Below are 17,880 nucleotides of genomic sequence, written 5' to 3' on the forward strand. Positions count from 1 at the left end.
CAAACGAGCGCACGTTCGCACGATTCCGCTTTTTCTCATTCAATCCTTTTATACTCATCATGCGACAAGAACAAAAAGAAAAGTCCCGGAAACTCAAGTTCCGGAACTTTCAAGATTGTTAGTTGAAAGCTATTACTCACGTCGTGATAGCTTTAACGCTTTGCCTATATCCTTTAAAGAAGATGATTTCCCATACATGAGAACACCACCTCTGTAAACTTTCGCCCCGATGATTGCAAAAAACACAATCGATCCTATTAGGAGTGCAAGACTAACGGCTACTTCCCAGAATGGAATTGAAAGCATACCTACCCGTAGGAACATCACTACTGGTGTAAAGAAAGGGATGAAGGACGAGATGGTGACAAATGTAGAAGACGGCGTACTTAGTCCAAACATCGCAATAAAGAAAGCGATGATAATGAGAAACTGGACTGGCATAATCATTTGCTGAACTTCTTCTGCTCTACTAACGAGTGACCCTACCATTGCAAGAATGGTCGCATAAAGTAAATATCCAAGAATAAAGAATACGATCGCATAAATGATGAGTGAAGCTGAAAGGTTACTAAAATTAAGGAAGGATAGGAAACCAGATTCTGCGAGATCATCTTCCTGCATTTGCATAAAGAGGTACCCACTCGCAATAATGACCGCATATTGTGTTAAACCGAGTAAGGCAATTCCAAGTATTTTCCCAAACATTTGCTTTACTGGCGAAACACTTGAAATTAAGATTTCCATTACTCTCGATGATTTCTCTGTCGCCACTTCCACAGCAACCATATTTCCATAGAAAATTACTGAAAAATAGATGACGAATAGGAGTACATAAACGAACACTCTTGCTTGATTTAATTCATCTTCGGTCTTTGCTCCTTTTTCTAGCGCAACTTTTTGAAACTGGACAGGTTGGTCGATTTCACTAAGTTGTTCCTGAGTAACCCCTGCTTTCTCAGCAGCAATTGTACTCTTCAATTGCTGAAGTGCTGATTCAAGAACTTGTGGAGTGACTTGTTCTGCTACTGTCTCCGCTTTATAAAGACCCGTCGGTTCGGAATTTTCGTTCTCTTTAAGAATCAAATAGCTATCGAGATCACCCTCTTCAATAGCCTGTTCGGCTTTTTCTTCAGAACCATCGAATTTTTCTAATACAATGTCAGAGTCCATAATCTTCATTTGGTTTTCAAGTTGTGTATAATACGAACCTGTATCGATGACTCCCACTCGATCTGCTTCACTCGAATCGAAATTATCTATAATGGTCGAAAGATTTGTAATGAGAAAGATCATAAGTAGCGTAATAACCGTTGTAATAATAAATGCCTTGGACTTCAGTCGATTTAAATATGTTTGGGAGAGAACAATAAGAAATTTATTCATATGCCGCACCCACTTTCTCAATAAAGATATCGTTTAATGACGGCTCTTCTAGTTCAAACTTTCTAACAAACCCTCTGTTCATCAACTCATGTAAAACCTTCTGAGAAACTTGCTCATTTGCTATTTGAACAGTGCTATGATTCATTCCTTGCTTTATGTGATGAACCCCTTCAATATTTTCTAGAAATGATAGATCAAAATCAACGTCAATGATAATGTTTTTCTTACCATAAGAACGCTTGATTTCTTTTAAGTTCCCAGAAACAACCGCTTTTCCTTTATGTAGTATACAAAGATGCTCACAAAGTTCTTCCACATGCTCCATTCGGTGACTAGAAAACAAGATCGTTGTTCCTGCATTCTTTAAATCAAGAACAGCTTCTTTCAACACTTCCACATTGACAGGATCCAGACCGCTAAATGGCTCATCAAGAATGAGAAGCTCTGGCTTATGAATAACTGCTGCGATAAATTGAATTTTTTGCTGATTTCCTTTTGATAATTCTTCTACCTTTTTATCAAGATATTCTGGCACATTGAAACGATCAAGCCATATGACAATTTCTTTCTCAATATCAGTTTTCTTCATCCCACGTAACTTACCAAGATAAATTAATTGATCTTTCACTTTCATCTTTGGATAAAGACCGCGTTCTTCAGGTAAATAGCCAATTAAATGGCTTGAATCATAAGAAATTTCTTCTTTCTTCCAGCTAATCGTTCCACTTGTTTGATCAATGAGGCGTAATAACATTCGAAATGTTGTTGTCTTACCTGCTCCGTTACCTCCAAGTAACCCAAAAATCTCATTCTCAGGAATTGATAAATTAAGTCCTTCTACTGCGATAAATGGTCCGAATCTTTTTGATACATTCTGAAATTCGAGCATAGCTTCCCCCTTTATATTGACATTCATTATATGAAAAATAGCTTCCCAACTAGTATAACGTTTGGTTTTCTCAAAAGATTCGTTTTTCCAAAAATAAGTGACAAGAAATTATTACATCGGTAAACTAAAAGGAGGAGGCGATAATATGGAAAAGTACATTATCACGGCATTCGAAAAAAGCGGAGAGACTGTTCTAGATGAAAGCTTTGATGCACAGGATGACAAAGAAGCAAAAAAAGTTGGCGAAGAACTCTTAAAGCAAAAAGGTTTTGAAAACCATACGGCACGAGTTGTATCCTCTGCTGGTAAATTAATCGTATTAAAAAGATAGCGCTATCATATGTTGAATTTCTGATGATTAGCTGATCGAAATGAAACTTTGGAAGTACTTCACCTAAGAATAGAACATTATAAAGAACCGCCCGTCCGTAAAGGACGAGCGGTTTTTCTTCTGTTATTTTAAGTTAATCCAAACACTCTTCACTTCTGTGTAATTATTCAATGCGTAGGAGCCCATTTCTCTTCCCATACCCGATTGCTTATAGCCACCGAATGGAGAAGCCGCATCAAATGCATTATAGCAATTCACCCATACAGTACCAGCCTTAATTTTGTTTGCAACATAGTGTGCGGACTTGAGGTTCTCTGTCCATAGTCCAGCAGCTAGTCCATAATTCGAAGCATTCGCTCGCTCGATTACTTCATCAAGGTCTTCAAACGGCATTGCTGCTACTACTGGTCCAAAGATTTCCTCTTTTGCAATGGTCATCTTATCATCTACATCAGAGAAAATCGTAGGTTGGACATAATATCCCTTATCATAAGGAACCTGTCCTCCAGTAAGTAACTCAGCACCTTCATCCTGCCCTTTTGAAATATAGCTCATTACGCGTTCATGCTGCTCAGCGGATACGAGTGGCCCCATTTGCGTTTCAGGATCCAGCCCTGCTCCCTGCTTAATCTTTTGACTATGACTCACTAAATCAGCCATCACATTATCATAGGCTTTCTTTTGTACGAATAGTCTTGATCCAGCACAGCAAACCTGTCCTTGATTAAACATAATACCGCTTAACGCGCCTGGTATCGCTTTTGTCATATCGGCATCGGGTAAAATAATATTTGGTGATTTACCTCCCAGCTCAAGCGTAACACGCTTCAAATCATTCGAAGCCTGGTTCATAATATACTTACCTACATCAGTTGATCCGGTGAATGCAATTTTATCTACGTTTGGATGTTTAACGAGTGCATCACCCGCTGTTTCACCGTAACCTGGTACAACGTTCACAACGCCTTCAGGGAATCCAGCTTCCTCCATCAGCTGCGCTAGATATAGAGCTGAAAGTGGTGTTTGCTCAGCAGGTTTAAGAACAACGGTACACCCCGTCGCTAAAGCTGCTCCAAGCTTCCATGCCGCCATAAGTAGAGGGAAATTCCATGGAATGATTTGTCCAACAACCCCTAAGGCCTCATGACGTGTGTAATTAAAATATGGTCCATTAACGGGAATGGTCTGTCCCATAATTTTTGTTGACCAGCCAGCGTAGTATCTAAAGTGCTCAATCGCTAGTGGTACATCGGCATTCTGCGTTTCACGAATCGGCTTACCATTATCAAGCGTATCAAGCATGGCGAGTTCTTCTTTATTTTCTTCCATTAAATCTGCAAGCTTATAAATTAATCGACTTCTAGCTGACGCAGACATGCGTGACCACGGACCACTGTCGAAAGCTTTACGAGCTGCCATAACGGCTTCATCAATATCTTCTTTCACGGCTTCACTAACTGTTGCAAGCACTTCACCAGTTGAGGGGTTTAGGGTATCAAATGTTCTTCCTGATAACGAATCCTTCCATTGACCATTAATATAAAGTTTTTTCGTTCCTTTCAGAAATTCAGTCACCTTTGGATTCAAGTCGAGTAATTTTTGCATACTATCCCTCCAGAATTCAAAATTATCAAACATTATACATATTAGCGGTTTTTTCGTGAAAGCCTTTTCATTTCGTTAAAATGATTCAAAAGTAACATAAAAAACGCCTTCATTCCCCATAAATCGTCAGGATTCGATGAAGGCGTCTTTATTCTCTTTAACCGTTACCTTTTTAATTGAACTCGCATTTGTCTTCTAAAAACTTCTTTAACCATGTAGGATACGCCCTGTTGATCATTTGAGCGGGTTACCCAATCTGCAAGTCGCTTTAGCTCATGAGAAGCATTTCCCATCGCGACACCAAGGCCCGCTTGACGAATCATTTCAGCATCACAATCCGCATCGCCAATTACCACCATTTGATCGACAGATACTCCTAATTTCTCTCCTAAAATGCGCAATCCTTTTGCTTTTGAGACGCCTTTTGGAATGATGCCAAAATTACATTTTGTCGATCGAACAACCGATATAGAAGGAATCCGCTCTTCTAACAGAAGACGGGCTTCCTCTCTTTCTTCTTCATTAAAGAAATGAGCGTCAATTTTCGGAGGGGATAGATCTTTCTTTTCGAGATACTCACTTAAGGTTTCAACAAAGTTCACGGGGTAGAATAATGGATCTCCTATACCGAGCGTCATTTTAGCAGACAAGTAATGATTATGCTTTACGCGATTACCAACGGCTAATCGTTCATGAATAATGCGAATATGGCAGTCAAATCCTTCTAGGATCTTAACAATCTCACGAACATCCTGATTCGGTATTCTCTCTTCATAAACCGGTTCTTCAACCTCTTCAGCAATAAACGCGCCACTATGAGTAACAAGCATTACATCATCTAACTTCACCGCCTTTGCAATTTTCTTAGCAGATGCAAAGTTACGACTAGTCGTTAGCGTAACGTATACTCCCTTTTCTCTCACATAGCTAATAGCGTCCTTTGTTTCCTTATCAATTTTATGATTGGATCTAAGCAAAGTCCCATCAATATCTAAGCCAAGAAGTTGATAGACCATTCGGATCCCTCCTGTGTAAAAAGTAGTCCTTATAACACTTATCTCTATGACTCGTAATTCTTGTCTTATCACTTAAATTTATGATAATGACATGTTTGGATGAATTTGGCGTTTAGAATACGGACACCGTGGGAAGTTTTAATATGAAACTAGTTTATTACAAATAGATTACAAATAACGAAAGGGGTTTTTACTTATGACCAAAGGAAAAGAGAGAATCAGGTTTGACTGCACAGGAGAATTCAATGAACCACACATTTACAAATGCTCTGAATGTGATCATGAATTTCGAGGTACTATCGGAGGAAATGAGAAAAGAGAACTTCAATTAAATTGTCCTGAGTGCGCCATTGAAGAAACGATCATTTCGCAACCAACTCAATTTGAAGTTGTTGGCGTGATAGAGAACGCTTCATAGTCCTTATTTTTTTATATTTTAATACCACCTCTCTCATTTTGTGCTTATTCGATTGAAGCATTTGTTTCACTCGAATAAACCCAAAATCACACAGCAACTAAGGTTATACGCTTATTTCTTATGAACAATTAATCGGTACTATGAATACAAAAAACGGTTCACCCTATTGGGTGAACCGTTTTTTGTATTATTGCTGAACGTCTTCTTCAGGGCTACCGTAAAGGTCCTCTAGAGGCTTCGTTACGATTTTGTTGATGTCCTGAATAACCTGGCTCATGCGCTGCTCTTGTTGCATCAACTGAGAAATCACTTCATGCTGCTGAACAAGTTCAACTTGTTGTTGAGCCGTTTGAGCTTCTTCCTCTGTGATCTGTTGACCACTCATTTGCTTTTGTTGAAGCTCCATTTGCATGTTACGGAAGTTATCAAAAAGTTTCTTTGCTACTTCATCTTGATTTACCTGATCATATAATTCTTTAAGCTTTGTGTAGTCCTCGTGCTCGCGCATTGCGTTTTCTAATTCGTGTGCTACGTCGTAAAGATTTTTCTCTGCCATTGTATATACCTCCTTAGTAAATGAGGATTATTTCGCTCTCATAACCCTGTACTTCCCCACTATAACAAAGACTGACACGAAATTCATCCAATAAGGGTAATGATTACTCCTTGAATTAAACCAATCATTCCTCCAAGCACAGCTCCAAGGTACGTGATCATCTTAAATTCACGGCGTGAAATCGAAAGAACCATCTCTTCAAGACGTCCAACAGAAAACGTCTCCACCTGACTTTTCACTACGTCTGCCAGGTGTAATTGTTCCATGAGTGGCTGGAGATTCTGACTGAGGTACTGGCCAGCAGCATCTACTAGTCGTGGAACTATGTCTTCAACAATGCGACCTTTATATGGATCAACTGCTTCCGATAGACTAAGATTCAGAACGTGATCAATTGGGAGTTCACTCACAATGAGATCTGTTACCTCTTTGACAAGTTCTTCTGAATTAAATTTATCTTCAAACGCTGTAACTTTCGTTTCTTTAAGCGAATCCCACTCTTTTTCAAGCATCGTCATGATGACATTTTGAATATCGTCTTGCTTAAGAAGACGAAGTAACTCAGGCTGTACTTTATCTACTAGTCTTGTGTTTGTAAAAAACATGTTAATCATGCTTCCAAGCGTTCCTCGATCTGCAAGATAACGGTCGATCATAACAGAAAGCTTATGTTTGCCCTCAGCAGAAGCAATGTAATCACTAATTTTTGTTAAAACGAGATCAGCAATTGGTTCGATTGAGCCATCAATTCTCGTTTGCAGTTTTTCCGGAAGAATCTCAGCTAGTTCTTTATTCTTCAAATCAAATAGTTTCTTTTCAATTTTCCCATTGATGTAGGACCTTGCATTTGCTCTAACTTCTTTGGCTGGATCCTCTAGATGAAGACCTTTCTTTAAAAGTGTTTCAATTTTCTCATCTGACTCTAAAAGTTTAAGAACTTCTTTTTGCGCGTATTCAATCATCGTACGCTTGAATACTGGATCGTTCATTTTTTGCTGTATTCCTTCAGCCGTTAGAAGATGTTCAACGACCATTTTCCCTAGCTGGACTGCCAGCTCATCTCTACGTTTTGGAATTAATCCTGGGGTAAATGGAACTTTCCACTTTCCTATATAACGAGCTTCATATGGCCTAAATAGCATTTTAATAGCTAACGAATTTGTAAACCCACCTATAACAGCGCCAATGGCAATCATAAATAGGATCGTTATGATAATGGACGACATCGTACCTCAACCTTTCTATTTCTCACGTTCACATAGTAAACTCCATCTTCATAGTATACGATATCCGCTATTGCCTATCCAGTTAAAGGAAGGTAAAAAAAGAAAAAACGTTGAACGAGGGTCTTGAATGAAACATACTGAAAAGATTATATTACAACCAGAGAATTCAACCTTAGCTCAATCTAATCATACCCTTTCCATTCCAGAAAACATCGCCTCAAAATGGAAGCTTTCAGATACATCACTTAGACTTCGATGTGGCGTGCTTGAAGAATTTGTAACAGTCAAGGTCTATCGCACTTCGTCAAGTCATACCGTATATTGTTCACCCGAACTACTAGCTACTTTGTCTCTTCCAAATCAATCTCTTCCGATTACACTTATCTATAATCATCAGCAACAAATGCTCTCAATCGGTCCTATTTTCTGTCTTGCGATTAACATCACCGGACTAAAAGAAACACCATTTGGATCCTATACAGAATTCTGTAAGGAAGTGGCAGAATACTGCGAAGAGCATCATATTCTGTTCTATGTTTACACACTAAAACCGTGGAGTGATACTAAAGTCTCGGGTATGATTTGGAACCAACGAGACTGGGTAGAAACCACGCTACCCATCCCTTCTGTCATCTATAATCGAATTCATTCGAGAAAGCTTGAGAAGTCCGTTTACATTCAACAATTAAAAACCTATTGGCGTGATCAACAGATCCCCTATTTTAATGAATCCTTTCTTGATAAATGGGATGTTCATCAGAAATTACTTTCTTACGATGAAGTCGCTCCCTATCTTCCTGAAACGGTTTTGTTAGAGACAATCGACGATATTCATTTCATGATCGATAAATACCCTATCCTTTATTTGAAACCTTTAAATGGAAGTCAGGGAAAACATATTTTTCGAATCACTCAAAAAGATGATCTCTATTACCTTGATTATTCAAGCTTTAATGGCAATCAAACGCTCACGTCACATTCGCTTCAAAACATTTATACGACCATTCGCTCACGATCTAAAACGATTCCTTATCTTATTCAACAAGGCATTCCCCTAATTGAGGTCAATGGATGCCCCGTTGATTTCCGCATTTTATGCTTGAAAGGGATTGGAGACAAGTGGTCAGTTGTCTCCGCCGTTTCGCGCGTTTCTAGAACAAATGACCAGTTCGTATCCAATATTGCACGCGGCGCGTTATTAAAAAAGTTTGATGAGGGACTCACGCCCTTAGAGGATTCAATGAAAAGACAAATGAAACGAATCCTTCCCGAATTGGCTTGTGAGATTTCACAGATCATTGATCGTGAAAGTGAAGGAGTGTTTGCGGAGCTTGGAATCGACATGTCTTCTGATAAAGATGGCCACCCCTGGATCATTGAAGTGAACACAAAACCTTCCAAGACTTCTGAAGGAATCACACCAAGTACCTATCGCCCATCGGTTAAAGCACTTATCCGCTTAATTAACTGGTACACGTCATCTTAAAAGGAGCAAGGTATGACATCACTTGGTATTTTACAACGTTCGCTCCAACATGAAGGAGATTACCTTTCTAAATTAGGTGAAGCAGGATCCACTTCTGGATTTAACGTCTATCGTTTTTCTCCAGACCAGCAATTTCGAAATAGTCTTCTTGGAATGAAATACGATCCAAAGACGAAAAAATGGCTGGAAACAAATTTTCCGATTCCTGATTTTATTTATGATCGCTGCTTCCATAATGGTTTCATAACAGAAATGGAAGCTTCCTTTATTAAGTGGTTAAAAAACGATTCGAACGCTACATTTCTAGGACACGGGTTACCAGGAAAATGGGCGATATACAAACAACTAAAGCAAAAGCCATTTATAAATCGGCACCTTCCACAAACAATTAAGCTTCAGCCTGCTACTAGTGCTAGCGTTATATCCGATTTATTAACGAAGCACGAGAAGGTCGTTCTAAAACCAGTGGTAGGTTCTCAAGGAAATGGGTTAATGCTCCTTACAAGAAATCAAAATCAAGTTGATGTTCAAATCAATCATAATGGGAACGTCCTTCATCATACTTATGATACAACCAGTTCTTTCCTTAAAATGATGAGGAGAATTCAAAACCAGCGTGACTATATAGCCCAAGAATGGCTTTCTTTACTTGACCAAAACAACCGACCTTTTGATCGAAGAGTGGTCATGAAGAAAACGTCGATTAAAAATTGGAAGGAGATTGGCCGTGCTACGCGCGTAGGGAGTTCTGACTCTTTTGTATCTAATTTGCATAGTGGTGGCACTATTCAAAGTGATCACAAGCTCTCTATTCCCGAAACTTTTCTCCGAGCCGCAGATCAAAAGATTAATCTCCTCTCCCGTTGTATTGCTACTAACCTCGAGAGAACGTTTCCTCCGTTGTTTGAACTTGGTCTTGATTTCGGAATTGACCGTAGTGGTAAGGTCTGGTTACTTGAAGCCAACTCTAAACCTGGTCACAAAGCCATTCAATCATATGATTCTTTACATTTTATACCGTTTCAATATTGCCTGTCTCTCATGAATGAGAAGAAAGGGGTTATCGAATCATGAATACGATTCTTCCATTAAAAAAGGACATTAATTCTCAAGGGAATTTCTATGTTCCTCCAACAAAGTTTAAGGAATGGGTTGACCAAGTTTCTTTTCCAAATCAACTTTGTTTTGGGTCAAGACGCTCATTCTGCACGGTTTCTCCTCACCCTAGTAACAAAGAAGAATACCTTATTTCAGAAGATTTATGGAAAATACTAGGTGTTCCTGAAGAGATGTCTGTTCACCTTTTTGAAAAAGGAAATTCTCTTCATATTGGACCTTTGGTAGGTATTTTCACTGCTGGATTTACTAAGGATAGTATGAGACCTATCGGAGAGCGCAGTATGTATTTTGCCAAGTTACTATCCGCTACCTCTAAGTGCGGTGCTTTTGGGTTTGCATTTGGTGCTCATCATATTGATTGGAAAACGGGAAGCATTAAAGGATTGATGTATAACAAGCGAGGATGGTACAGAGTAACTGTTCCTATTCCTGATGTTGTATACGATCGCCTACCGAATCGAAGCTCAGCAAGCATCGAACAAGTAAGCACTACAATGGAAAAACTTCAATCCCAATATTTCACCCCCTGGTTTAACCCAGGATTTTTCGATAAATGGACGATGTTCGAAAAGCTACGTGAAGACTCAATCGTTAAGCCGTATTTACCTGAAACTGTGTTAAGTCCTAAGAGCGCCATAATCTCACGTATGTTAAAAGATTACGAACAGATCTTTATTAAGCCTGCCAACGGTAGTCTTGGGCTTGGGATTCAACAAATTTTAAAACCAGCCGATGAGAAGTATTATTATTGCAGGTTCAGAACGGACAAAGAAAATCGTCTAAGAAGATATACATCCCTTGCACGCCTTCTTACAACCCAATATCCAAACGGCATGAACGGTTTAATTGCTCAACAAGGAATTGACTTACATCGGATTAATCAGCGTTCCATGGATTATCGTGTTCATACAAACAAAAACAAAGAGGGGAAATGGGAAGTTAGTGCAATCGCTGCAAAGATTGCAGGAGCTGGAAGTTTAACCACTCACATGGCTTCTAACGGAACAGTTAAGACAATTGGAGAACTCACTTCTGAATTTGGTATTAAAAAACAAGTAGAAACAGATTTAATGGAAGCTTCCCTTCAACTAAGTCGTGCCATAGATAAAAGAGTTTCAGGCTTTATTGGCGAAATTGGTTTTGACCTCGGGATTACGAAAGAAGGGGACATTTATTTGTTTGAAGCAAATTCGAAACCTGGAAGAGGCATTTTTGCTCATCCGAGATTGAAAGCGGAAGAAGCCAAAACGAGAACATTACCAATGGAATACGCGATATTTTTGGCAAGATCCGCTATTGAAAAACAGCTGGTTATACCAGTATGATCGAATTATTTTACAGTAGAGAAAATAATCGGTGGCATCAAAAAAGTAGCTATCAATATGTATATTGGGGGAAAGAGCCATCCAGGCTCTCTCCCTCTCCTGCTTTCGCTTCTTCTATCATAAAGCTTCAAACTTCTCATGATGCCATTCGACCTCTTGTTGGCATTCTGGCAGGGTCTAACTTACACCACCATTTCAGTGGTAATGCCGCGATCTTCAAATCAATTCAAAATGAATTGACTGATACCGGAGGGCTTTCGTTTGTTTTTACACCTGATGACATATATCCGTCATATATCAATGGTTATCTCTATGATGCTACATCTCATAAATGGACAGGTTTTCGCTTCCCATATCCTAATATTGTATACAATCGAATTCCTGACAGGGCAGAAGAACGCACTCCAAAAGTGAGATCTTTTTTCAACTTGTTAAAGTTAAAATCCATTCCTTTTTTTAACAGATCTTTTTTCCTCAAAAATGAAATACTCAATCACTTAGCTGAGAATGAAGCTTTAATGCATCACATTCCAGCAACAGCTTGCTTTACAGATGCGAATCTTAATACATTTCTAAAAACATATTCATCTATTTTCTGCAAACCTGCATCTGGAAGCAAAGGTAGAGGAATATTTAAAGTTAAAACTGTTAAGTCCGGTTTTCTATTCACCGATCATGAAAACACTCGTTTCTTTCCAAATCTCGGCTTAGTTAAAGAACACGTCACTCCCTTAATTCATGAGCAATATTTGATCCAACGTGAAATTGATCTCGCAACTCATAATGAATATCCTTATGATTTTAGAATTCTTTTGCAAAAACCATTAAAAAGTTGGCAGGTCACAGGTATCGGCATAAGAGCTGCACAGAATAACAGCCTGACGACTCATCTTCCAAGAGGAGGAAAAATCCTCCCTTTTCATAAGGTGGCCACCAATGACGATGAAATTCGGGTAAGAGAGCTCGCTATTCGCACTGCAGAATCACTTGAAGAAAAAGAAAAGATGCTTGAATGCTCTTTGGACATTGGAAAAGACAGCGAAGGACATTTCTGGATTTTTGAAGCGAATTCGAAACCAATGCGTTTTGATGAACCACTTATTCATCAAGCATTTATACGTTCTCTCCTCACTTCTTTTCGAACGTATTCTGCGTATTAGCTTCCTATGTTATGATGATAAAAAAGGTGATTTGGGGGAATACCATGATTTCGCACTTTCAATATAAATCAGTTGGATCAAAAATAAGAAAACCTAAATGGGAAGTATCTTTTTTCTATCAGGGAACATATTATCGTACTCTTTATCTCCATACTGGCCAATTCGAATGGTATCAACCTGCTCCACCTGAATCGGAGCAAAACAAACTGCAATCTCAAATTCATGAGCTCATGCTTTTTCACGTCTATGAACAGCAGGACTCATAATTCTCCTGATTTCTTCACATAATAACCCTATTCAAAGAATTAGGGAGATGAAAAAGGATGCCGAACAAAAGAACTGAAGACTCTCAGTACGAAGGTCGCGATAAATACGATATGGACATTGACCGTATGGTTAATGAAGGAATGGCCGGCGGTGCCGTTCATCAAAGTTACAAGCAGGCTCAAATCGAGGAAGCTATTCCACTCATGGAACAAGAGCCTCCACATCGTTCAGGTAAACAAAGAAGAAATGATGATCAACAAAACTATTCATAATCACATAAAAGTAAATGCTTTTCATTCGTTCACTTAAACTGAACGAAGACAACCACTGCTAATTTAGAAAAGAACCTCTTATACATATGAGGTTCTTTTCTTTGATTCATTATTAATTTGTGTTCATCATTACGTTATACTATATGTTAACTGGTACTTAGGAGGGGCACTTATGAATGCAAAACTAGCTGAACTATATGGAAATGATTTCGTCGTTACCTCCGATCAACCTGATCTTTTCCACTGGTATAGAACAACCGATGGTGAACGATTTGGCATACGTAAAACGCGACTAACAAACGAGGAAAATGAGTTATTAAATGCCTTCTTCCCTACTGTCCGACTGGAAAATGAGTCCATGACCCTTACTCAGAAAAAATGGACATCTCTTCTTTTGGAGGACGATCTCAGCGTTGACCTTACAATAGATCTCCCAATTCGATACATACATTTCAACCTCAAAAATGCTCCATCAGATCTATCCGATTTCACAGAAGCCATGACCGGCTTATTCTCAGAAGAAACTGTACTCCTATTTGAAAATGACAAAGAAGGTCTGCTCGTTCAAACAAATGAATTTGACGAACAGATGGTAGATGAACTTAAACAAACAGCTGCTGCACTTACTGCCGACTTTTTCACAGGCATGTCTCTTTTTGTCGGACAAACGATTCAACATTATGATAACAGCCATTTAAAACGGATTTATAAAGCCGAAAAAAAATGGTTCTCAACGGGACGAAATCTTATGCCATCACAAATGGTATTTACGCACCAGGATATAGTCCCATCCGTCCTCTTCCACGAGGCAAGTGACGAATCGATTGATTACTTAATTAAAGCTATCCAACCCGTACAACATGACACAGAGCTTTTGAAGAGTATTCGAATCTACTTAGAATCTAACTTAAATATTACTCTTGCAGCTAAACAACTTTATGTACATCGAAATAGTCTTCAATATCGTGTGGATAAATTTATAGAGAAAACAGGAATTGATGTCAAAAGCTTTCAAGGAGCTGTAATGGTTTACCTGTCTCTTCTTGCGATGGAACTGCGTTAATGAACGCAGTTTTTTATTTTTTACAACAATGTTCCCTATAAATAATGCCAATTCGTTCAGAATGCACAAATCCTAGTGGTATTTTTGTGCACGCTTCCAATTTACGATAGCGTTTTCATAGAGTAGACTTAGAACTAGCAAAAGAGTTCATTTCATAGGAGGCTTTAACATGGCAGAGATCGCTCTCAATCACATTTACAAAAGATATGATAACAAGTTCGAGGCAGTAAAAGACTTTAACCTGGATATTAAAGATAAGGAATTTATTGTGTTTGTAGGTCCATCTGGTTGCGGTAAATCAACGACGCTTCGTATGATTGCCGGCCTTGAAGATATCTCAGATGGTGACCTCGTTATTGGTGATCGTCGCGTCAACGACGTTGCACCAAAAGATCGTGATATCGCAATGGTATTCCAAAACTATGCCCTGTATCCTCACATGAACGTGTACGATAACATGGCATTTGGATTGAAACTACGTAAGTTCGACAAAAAAGAAATTGAGCGCCGCGTAACGGACGCTGCTCGTATTCTTGGCCTTGAAAGCCTATTAGATCGTAAACCCAAAGCACTCTCAGGTGGTCAACGTCAGCGTGTAGCATTAGGACGAGCGATTGTTCGTGATCCACAAGTGTTCTTGATGGATGAGCCTCTTTCAAACCTGGATGCAAAACTACGTGTTCAAATGCGTGCTGAAATTTCTAAGCTTCACCAGCGTCTACAAACAACAACTATCTATGTTACTCACGATCAAACTGAAGCGATGACGATGGCAACACGTATCGTTATTATGAAAGATGGCCTTATCCAGCAAGTAGGCTCACCAAAAGAAGTATACGATGCACCTGACAACGTCTTCGTTGGTGGCTTTATTGGATCTCCTGCAATGAACTTCTTCACCGGTACATTAGAAGATGGCTATTTCAAGCTAGGTGATATTAAAGTGAAAGTTCCTGAAGGAAAAATGAAAACCCTTCGTGAACAAGGATATTTAAACAAAGATGTTATGCTTGGTATTCGTCCTGAAGATATCCATGATGAGCCTGTCTTCATCGAGTCTTCACAAGATACTAAAGTAAGTGCTGTCATTGATGTAGCCGAATTGATGGGTGCTGAAACGTACCTTTATTCAAAAGTAGCTGATCAAGATTTTGTAGCTCGTGTTGACTCTCGTACGGATATTCAAAATGGTCAAAACATCAGCCTTGCTTTTGATATGAACAAATGCCATTTCTTTGACACTGAATCAGAACTTCGCATTCGTTAATAAAATGATAGAAAAAGCTTCCTCTTAAAACCGGGGAAGCTTTTTTTATTTATCTTCTTGCATGAAGCGGTAAATTAACGTCAATAATGTTTCTTGATTGACTTTGTGTCAAATGCTAACTACAATAAATTTATAATTCACATCAATTTTGTAGGAATTAAAAGGAGGACGTTATTTTGAATAAAAAATGGATGCTAGGGTTGGTGCTTGCATTAACACTTACTGTACTTGCTGCCTGCGGTAGCAATGAAAATACTGAAAATAACGAAGAGGGTAGTTCAGGAGAGCAAGAAACCCTATTAATTGGAACAGAAGCAACTTATCCACCATTCAGCTATCGAGATGATAATAACGAAATTACAGGTTACGATGTCGAGGTTGCACGTGAAGTTGCCGATCGTATCGGAATGAAAGCCGAATTTAAAGCGATTGAATGGAAAGGCCTTCTTTCTTCACTTGAAACAGAACGCATCGATATGGTCGCCAATCAAGTAACGATCACAGATGATCGTAAAGAGCAATTTGATTTTACAGAACCGTACACTTATTCAGGCGGACAAGTGATCGTTCACGAGAATAACGATGAAATTAAAGGTATAGAAGATCTTGAAGGAAAAACCGTAGGAACTACCCAGGGAAGTAACTATGCCCAGGCTGCTGAAGAAGCTGGTGCTGAAACGAAAATCTATAAAGGTGCTAACCAGGTGTTAACAGATCTTAGTAACGAACGTAACATTGAAGCAGCGATGAATGATCGTCTCTTCATTTTAACGGAACTTCCTGAACAGGATTATAAAGTAAAAGGCGTTGGAGAAACATTCAACAAAACAGAAATGGCCTTTGCCCTACCAAAAGGAAACGAAGAGCTCATTGAAAAGATCAACGGTGCACTAAAAGAAATGAAAAAAGATGGAACGCTTGCTGACATCTCTAAAGAATATTTTGATGGAGAGAATGTAAGTGAGTGAGACAACTGATGTGTTAATAAATTCTTTGCCCTTTCTTCTGGAAGGGGCGAAGAATACACTTCTACTTAGTTTCTTTTCAATATTTGGTGCGCTATTAGTTGGTTTATTCATCGCTTTGTTACGTCTTTCAAAAAGCAACATCGCATCTGGAATAGCGAAATTGTACGTCTCGTTCTTTAGAGGCACACCTCTTCTTATTCAATTATTTATTTTGTATTATGGTCTTGTTTCAGTGGATATTCAATTAACAGCCTGGCAGGCCGCCTACACTGGACTTATTTTACATTTTGGTGCTTATATTTCAGAGTCATTTCGCGCAGCTATCCTCTCCCTATCAAAGGGACAATGGGAAGCCGCAATGTCACTCGGTATGAAAAAATCGTTAATTTACAAAGAGGTTATCCTACCTCAAGCATGGAGAAGAGCCATTCCACCAGTGTGGAATTCTTTAATTGATATCGTTAAAGCCTCTTCTCTTGCTTCAGTACTTACGATTTCAGAATTAACCTATAACGCAGATCAAATTGCCGCATCAAACTTTAAAGTCTTACCAATCTTATTAACAGCCGCCTTCATCTACTGGTTCTTTACAACGATTCTCAATGTCATTCAAAGCATTCTTGAGAAAAAACTATATATCCCTTCTTCTTAAACAGAGACAAAGAGCTGCCAGACACGGCAGCTCTTTGCTATGTAATCCATTCTTCAATTAAGTAAACATCATTCCAACCACAAGTTGGACATGATAGAAGATGAGGACATTCATGTGCTTTACTTGTGAATCCATCCATTTTCTTAGTCGACTCAATCGATTCATAGGCACTGTACTCATCATAATACTCTGCTTCTCTTCCCTTATCTGTTAGTTTATCTTCACATACCTGACAAACAAGCTGTATAGCAGCAAAGCTGTTACAGAGTGGACATTCAAAAGACATGCTACCCTCTCCTTCTATGTATCGAATCACGTAAGAAGGGATGGACAAGTCCACCCCTTACAGCCATGGTATAAAATTATTTTTGGTAACCGCCAAGCTGTTGTTCAGCCATTTGAACCAAACGCTTTGTAATTTCTCCACCAACAGATCCGTTAGCGCGAGAAGTTGAATCTGGACCAAGTTGCACTCCGAATTCGGTAGCGATTTCATACTTCATCTGGTCGATAGCTTGAGCTACACCAGGTACTACAAGGTTGTTAGAGCTTCCTTGTCTGTTTTGTTGTTGAGCCATGTCAATCACCTCCTTTGTACAACTAGTTTGTGAAATCCCGATATTTATATACCAATTTTTTTTGGTAAATATGACCATGAAAAGCGGAGACGAGCGTTTAGAAACGGAGATATTGGAGCTCTTGAACTAGAACACGCCTTTTGTGTTCTGGTGAAAGAGTGAAATATCGCAGTTTCTGCGAGTCGCAGCTAGACACGAAAAGCGGAGCGGGCCTGCTTAAATCCGCAGGATGTTGGAGCCCATGAGATTGAGACGCTTTTTGTCTCATTCGAGTGGGCGAAACAGCCAGAGGATTTGGC

The 17,880-nt window shown here is 39.1% G+C and carries 20 protein-coding genes; 12 read left to right on the plus strand and 8 right to left on the minus strand.

Features of this window, described 5'->3' with window-relative positions:
* Positions 1–132: 132 nt before the first annotated feature.
* Positions 133–1,383, minus strand: coding sequence for an ABC transporter permease (locus Q4550_RS12625; RefSeq protein WP_283153037.1), 1,251 nt, complete (start codon positions 1,381–1,383; stop codon positions 133–135).
* Positions 1,376–2,272 (minus strand): ABC transporter ATP-binding protein, encoded by an 897-nt coding sequence (locus tag Q4550_RS12630; RefSeq protein ID WP_283153038.1) that lies wholly within the window; start codon positions 2,270–2,272, stop codon positions 1,376–1,378. The genes Q4550_RS12625 and Q4550_RS12630 overlap by 8 nt, the downstream gene beginning before the upstream one ends.
* A 145-nt stretch (positions 2,273–2,417) precedes the next feature.
* On the opposite strand from Q4550_RS12630, the gene Q4550_RS12635 reads away from it, so the two are divergent.
* A complete protein-coding gene (locus Q4550_RS12635) occupies positions 2,418–2,603 on the plus strand; it encodes a YhzD family protein (protein WP_194220017.1) in 186 nt (61 codons plus the stop codon).
* Between the two features lie 123 nt (positions 2,604–2,726).
* On the opposite strand, the gene Q4550_RS12640 is transcribed toward Q4550_RS12635, so the two are convergent.
* Together Q4550_RS12640 and Q4550_RS12645 are read right to left on the minus strand one after the other, a co-directional pair.
* A complete protein-coding gene (locus Q4550_RS12640) occupies positions 2,727–4,208 on the minus strand; it encodes an aldehyde dehydrogenase family protein (protein WP_194220018.1) in 1,482 nt (493 codons plus the stop codon).
* Between the two features lie 164 nt (positions 4,209–4,372).
* Positions 4,373–5,224, minus strand: a complete 852-nt coding sequence (locus Q4550_RS12645; protein ID WP_283153039.1) for a Cof-type HAD-IIB family hydrolase — start codon at positions 5,222–5,224, stop codon at positions 4,373–4,375.
* Between the two features lie 196 nt (positions 5,225–5,420).
* On the opposite strand from Q4550_RS12645, the gene Q4550_RS12650 reads away from it, so the two are divergent.
* Positions 5,421–5,642, plus strand: a complete 222-nt coding sequence (locus tag Q4550_RS12650) for a hypothetical protein (RefSeq protein ID WP_194220020.1) — start codon at positions 5,421–5,423, stop codon at positions 5,640–5,642.
* A 187-nt stretch (positions 5,643–5,829) separates the two neighbouring features.
* On the opposite strand, the gene Q4550_RS12655 is transcribed toward Q4550_RS12650, so the two are convergent.
* Positions 5,830–6,198 carry a YlbF/YmcA family competence regulator gene (locus Q4550_RS12655; protein WP_283153040.1) on the minus strand — a complete coding sequence of 123 codons (369 nt, stop codon included), beginning with the start codon at positions 6,196–6,198 and terminating at the stop codon, positions 5,830–5,832.
* Between the two features lie 83 nt (positions 6,199–6,281).
* A complete protein-coding gene (locus Q4550_RS12660; protein ID WP_303533187.1) occupies positions 6,282–7,424 on the minus strand; it encodes a DUF445 domain-containing protein in 1,143 nt (380 codons plus the stop codon).
* 127 nt (positions 7,425–7,551) lie between these two features.
* Between Q4550_RS12660 and Q4550_RS12665 the strand changes: the two genes are divergently transcribed.
* The 10 genes from Q4550_RS12665 to Q4550_RS12710 all read left to right on the plus strand — a co-directional run bounded on the left by Q4550_RS12665 (position 7,552) and on the right by Q4550_RS12710 (position 17,003).
* Positions 7,552–8,910: a YheC/YheD family endospore coat-associated protein gene (locus tag Q4550_RS12665; RefSeq protein ID WP_283153042.1), complete on the plus strand. Its 1,359-nt coding sequence runs from the start codon at positions 7,552–7,554 to the stop codon at positions 8,908–8,910.
* Between the two features lie 12 nt (positions 8,911–8,922).
* Positions 8,923–9,984, plus strand: coding sequence for a YheC/YheD family endospore coat-associated protein (locus Q4550_RS12670; RefSeq protein ID WP_303533190.1), 1,062 nt, complete (start codon positions 8,923–8,925; stop codon positions 9,982–9,984).
* Complete coding sequence (locus tag Q4550_RS12675) at positions 9,981–11,354, plus strand: YheC/YheD family endospore coat-associated protein (protein WP_303533191.1); 1,374 nt, start codon at positions 9,981–9,983, stop codon at positions 11,352–11,354. Before Q4550_RS12670 ends, Q4550_RS12675 begins: the two co-directional genes overlap by 4 nt.
* Positions 11,351–12,514 carry a YheC/YheD family endospore coat-associated protein gene (locus Q4550_RS12680; protein ID WP_303533194.1) on the plus strand — a complete coding sequence of 388 codons (1,164 nt, stop codon included), beginning with the start codon at positions 11,351–11,353 and terminating at the stop codon, positions 12,512–12,514. Before Q4550_RS12675 ends, Q4550_RS12680 begins: the two co-directional genes overlap by 4 nt.
* Positions 12,515–12,558: 44 nt before the next feature.
* On the plus strand, positions 12,559–12,780 hold the full coding sequence (locus tag Q4550_RS12685; RefSeq protein WP_194220027.1) for a DUF5342 family protein: 222 nt from the start codon (positions 12,559–12,561) through the stop codon (positions 12,778–12,780).
* 57 nt (positions 12,781–12,837) lie between these two features.
* Positions 12,838–13,053: a hypothetical protein gene (locus Q4550_RS12690; protein ID WP_283153046.1), complete on the plus strand. Its 216-nt coding sequence runs from the start codon at positions 12,838–12,840 to the stop codon at positions 13,051–13,053.
* A 172-nt stretch (positions 13,054–13,225) separates the two neighbouring features.
* Positions 13,226–14,116, plus strand: coding sequence for a PucR family transcriptional regulator (locus tag Q4550_RS12695; protein ID WP_283153047.1), 891 nt, complete (start codon positions 13,226–13,228; stop codon positions 14,114–14,116).
* A gap of 169 nt (positions 14,117–14,285) precedes the next feature.
* Positions 14,286–15,383, plus strand: a complete 1,098-nt coding sequence (locus tag Q4550_RS12700) for an ABC transporter ATP-binding protein (RefSeq protein ID WP_194220030.1) — start codon at positions 14,286–14,288, stop codon at positions 15,381–15,383.
* Between the two features lie 176 nt (positions 15,384–15,559).
* Positions 15,560–16,351 (plus strand): transporter substrate-binding domain-containing protein, encoded by a 792-nt coding sequence (locus Q4550_RS12705; protein WP_303533199.1) that lies wholly within the window; start codon positions 15,560–15,562, stop codon positions 16,349–16,351.
* The gene (locus tag Q4550_RS12710) at positions 16,344–17,003 is read left to right on the plus strand and encodes an amino acid ABC transporter permease (protein ID WP_283153049.1); all 660 of its coding nucleotides are present in this window, start codon (positions 16,344–16,346) and stop codon (positions 17,001–17,003) included. Before Q4550_RS12705 ends, Q4550_RS12710 begins: the two co-directional genes overlap by 8 nt.
* Positions 17,004–17,040: 37 nt before the next feature.
* On the opposite strand, the gene Q4550_RS12715 is transcribed toward Q4550_RS12710, so the two are convergent.
* The gene (locus Q4550_RS12715) at positions 17,041–17,289 is read right to left on the minus strand and encodes a hypothetical protein (protein WP_283153050.1); all 249 of its coding nucleotides are present in this window, start codon (positions 17,287–17,289) and stop codon (positions 17,041–17,043) included.
* A gap of 76 nt (positions 17,290–17,365) precedes the next feature.
* Positions 17,366–17,581, minus strand: coding sequence for an alpha/beta-type small acid-soluble spore protein (locus tag Q4550_RS12720; protein WP_194220033.1), 216 nt, complete (start codon positions 17,579–17,581; stop codon positions 17,366–17,368).
* Between the last annotated feature and the right edge of the window lie 299 nt (positions 17,582–17,880).

It is taken from the genome of Anaerobacillus sp. 1_MG-2023 (assembly GCF_030547345.1).
Taxonomy (GTDB): domain Bacteria; phylum Bacillota; class Bacilli; order Bacillales; family Guptibacillaceae; genus Guptibacillus; species Guptibacillus hwajinpoensis_B.

Excerpts from the sequence above, each read along its gene's own strand:
- Q4550_RS12625 (WP_283153037.1), bottom strand. The coding sequence starts at position 1,383 with ATGAATAAATTTCTTATTGTTCTCTCCCAAACATATTTAAATCGACTG.
- Q4550_RS12630 (WP_283153038.1), bottom strand. The coding sequence starts at position 2,272 with ATGCTCGAATTTCAGAATGTATCAAAAAGATTCGGACCATTTATCGCA.
- Q4550_RS12635 (WP_194220017.1), top strand. The coding sequence starts at position 2,418 with ATGGAAAAGTACATTATCACGGCATTCGAAAAAAGCGGAGAGACTGTT.
- Q4550_RS12640 (WP_194220018.1), bottom strand. The coding sequence starts at position 4,208 with ATGCAAAAATTACTCGACTTGAATCCAAAGGTGACTGAATTTCTGAAA.
- Q4550_RS12645 (WP_283153039.1), bottom strand. The coding sequence starts at position 5,224 with ATGGTCTATCAACTTCTTGGCTTAGATATTGATGGGACTTTGCTTAGA.
- Q4550_RS12650 (WP_194220020.1), top strand. The coding sequence starts at position 5,421 with ATGACCAAAGGAAAAGAGAGAATCAGGTTTGACTGCACAGGAGAATTC.
- Q4550_RS12655 (WP_283153040.1), bottom strand. The coding sequence starts at position 6,198 with ATGGCAGAGAAAAATCTTTACGACGTAGCACACGAATTAGAAAACGCA.
- Q4550_RS12660 (WP_303533187.1), bottom strand. The coding sequence starts at position 7,424 with ATGTCGTCCATTATCATAACGATCCTATTTATGATTGCCATTGGCGCT.
- Q4550_RS12665 (WP_283153042.1), top strand. The coding sequence starts at position 7,552 with ATGAAACATACTGAAAAGATTATATTACAACCAGAGAATTCAACCTTA.
- Q4550_RS12670 (WP_303533190.1), top strand. The coding sequence starts at position 8,923 with ATGACATCACTTGGTATTTTACAACGTTCGCTCCAACATGAAGGAGAT.
- Q4550_RS12675 (WP_303533191.1), top strand. The coding sequence starts at position 9,981 with ATGAATACGATTCTTCCATTAAAAAAGGACATTAATTCTCAAGGGAAT.
- Q4550_RS12680 (WP_303533194.1), top strand. The coding sequence starts at position 11,351 with ATGATCGAATTATTTTACAGTAGAGAAAATAATCGGTGGCATCAAAAA.
- Q4550_RS12685 (WP_194220027.1), top strand. The coding sequence starts at position 12,559 with ATGATTTCGCACTTTCAATATAAATCAGTTGGATCAAAAATAAGAAAA.
- Q4550_RS12690 (WP_283153046.1), top strand. The coding sequence starts at position 12,838 with ATGCCGAACAAAAGAACTGAAGACTCTCAGTACGAAGGTCGCGATAAA.
- Q4550_RS12695 (WP_283153047.1), top strand. The coding sequence starts at position 13,226 with ATGAATGCAAAACTAGCTGAACTATATGGAAATGATTTCGTCGTTACC.
- Q4550_RS12700 (WP_194220030.1), top strand. The coding sequence starts at position 14,286 with ATGGCAGAGATCGCTCTCAATCACATTTACAAAAGATATGATAACAAG.
- Q4550_RS12715 (WP_283153050.1), bottom strand. The coding sequence starts at position 17,289 with ATGTCTTTTGAATGTCCACTCTGTAACAGCTTTGCTGCTATACAGCTT.
- Q4550_RS12720 (WP_194220033.1), bottom strand. The coding sequence starts at position 17,581 with ATGGCTCAACAACAAAACAGACAAGGAAGCTCTAACAACCTTGTAGTA.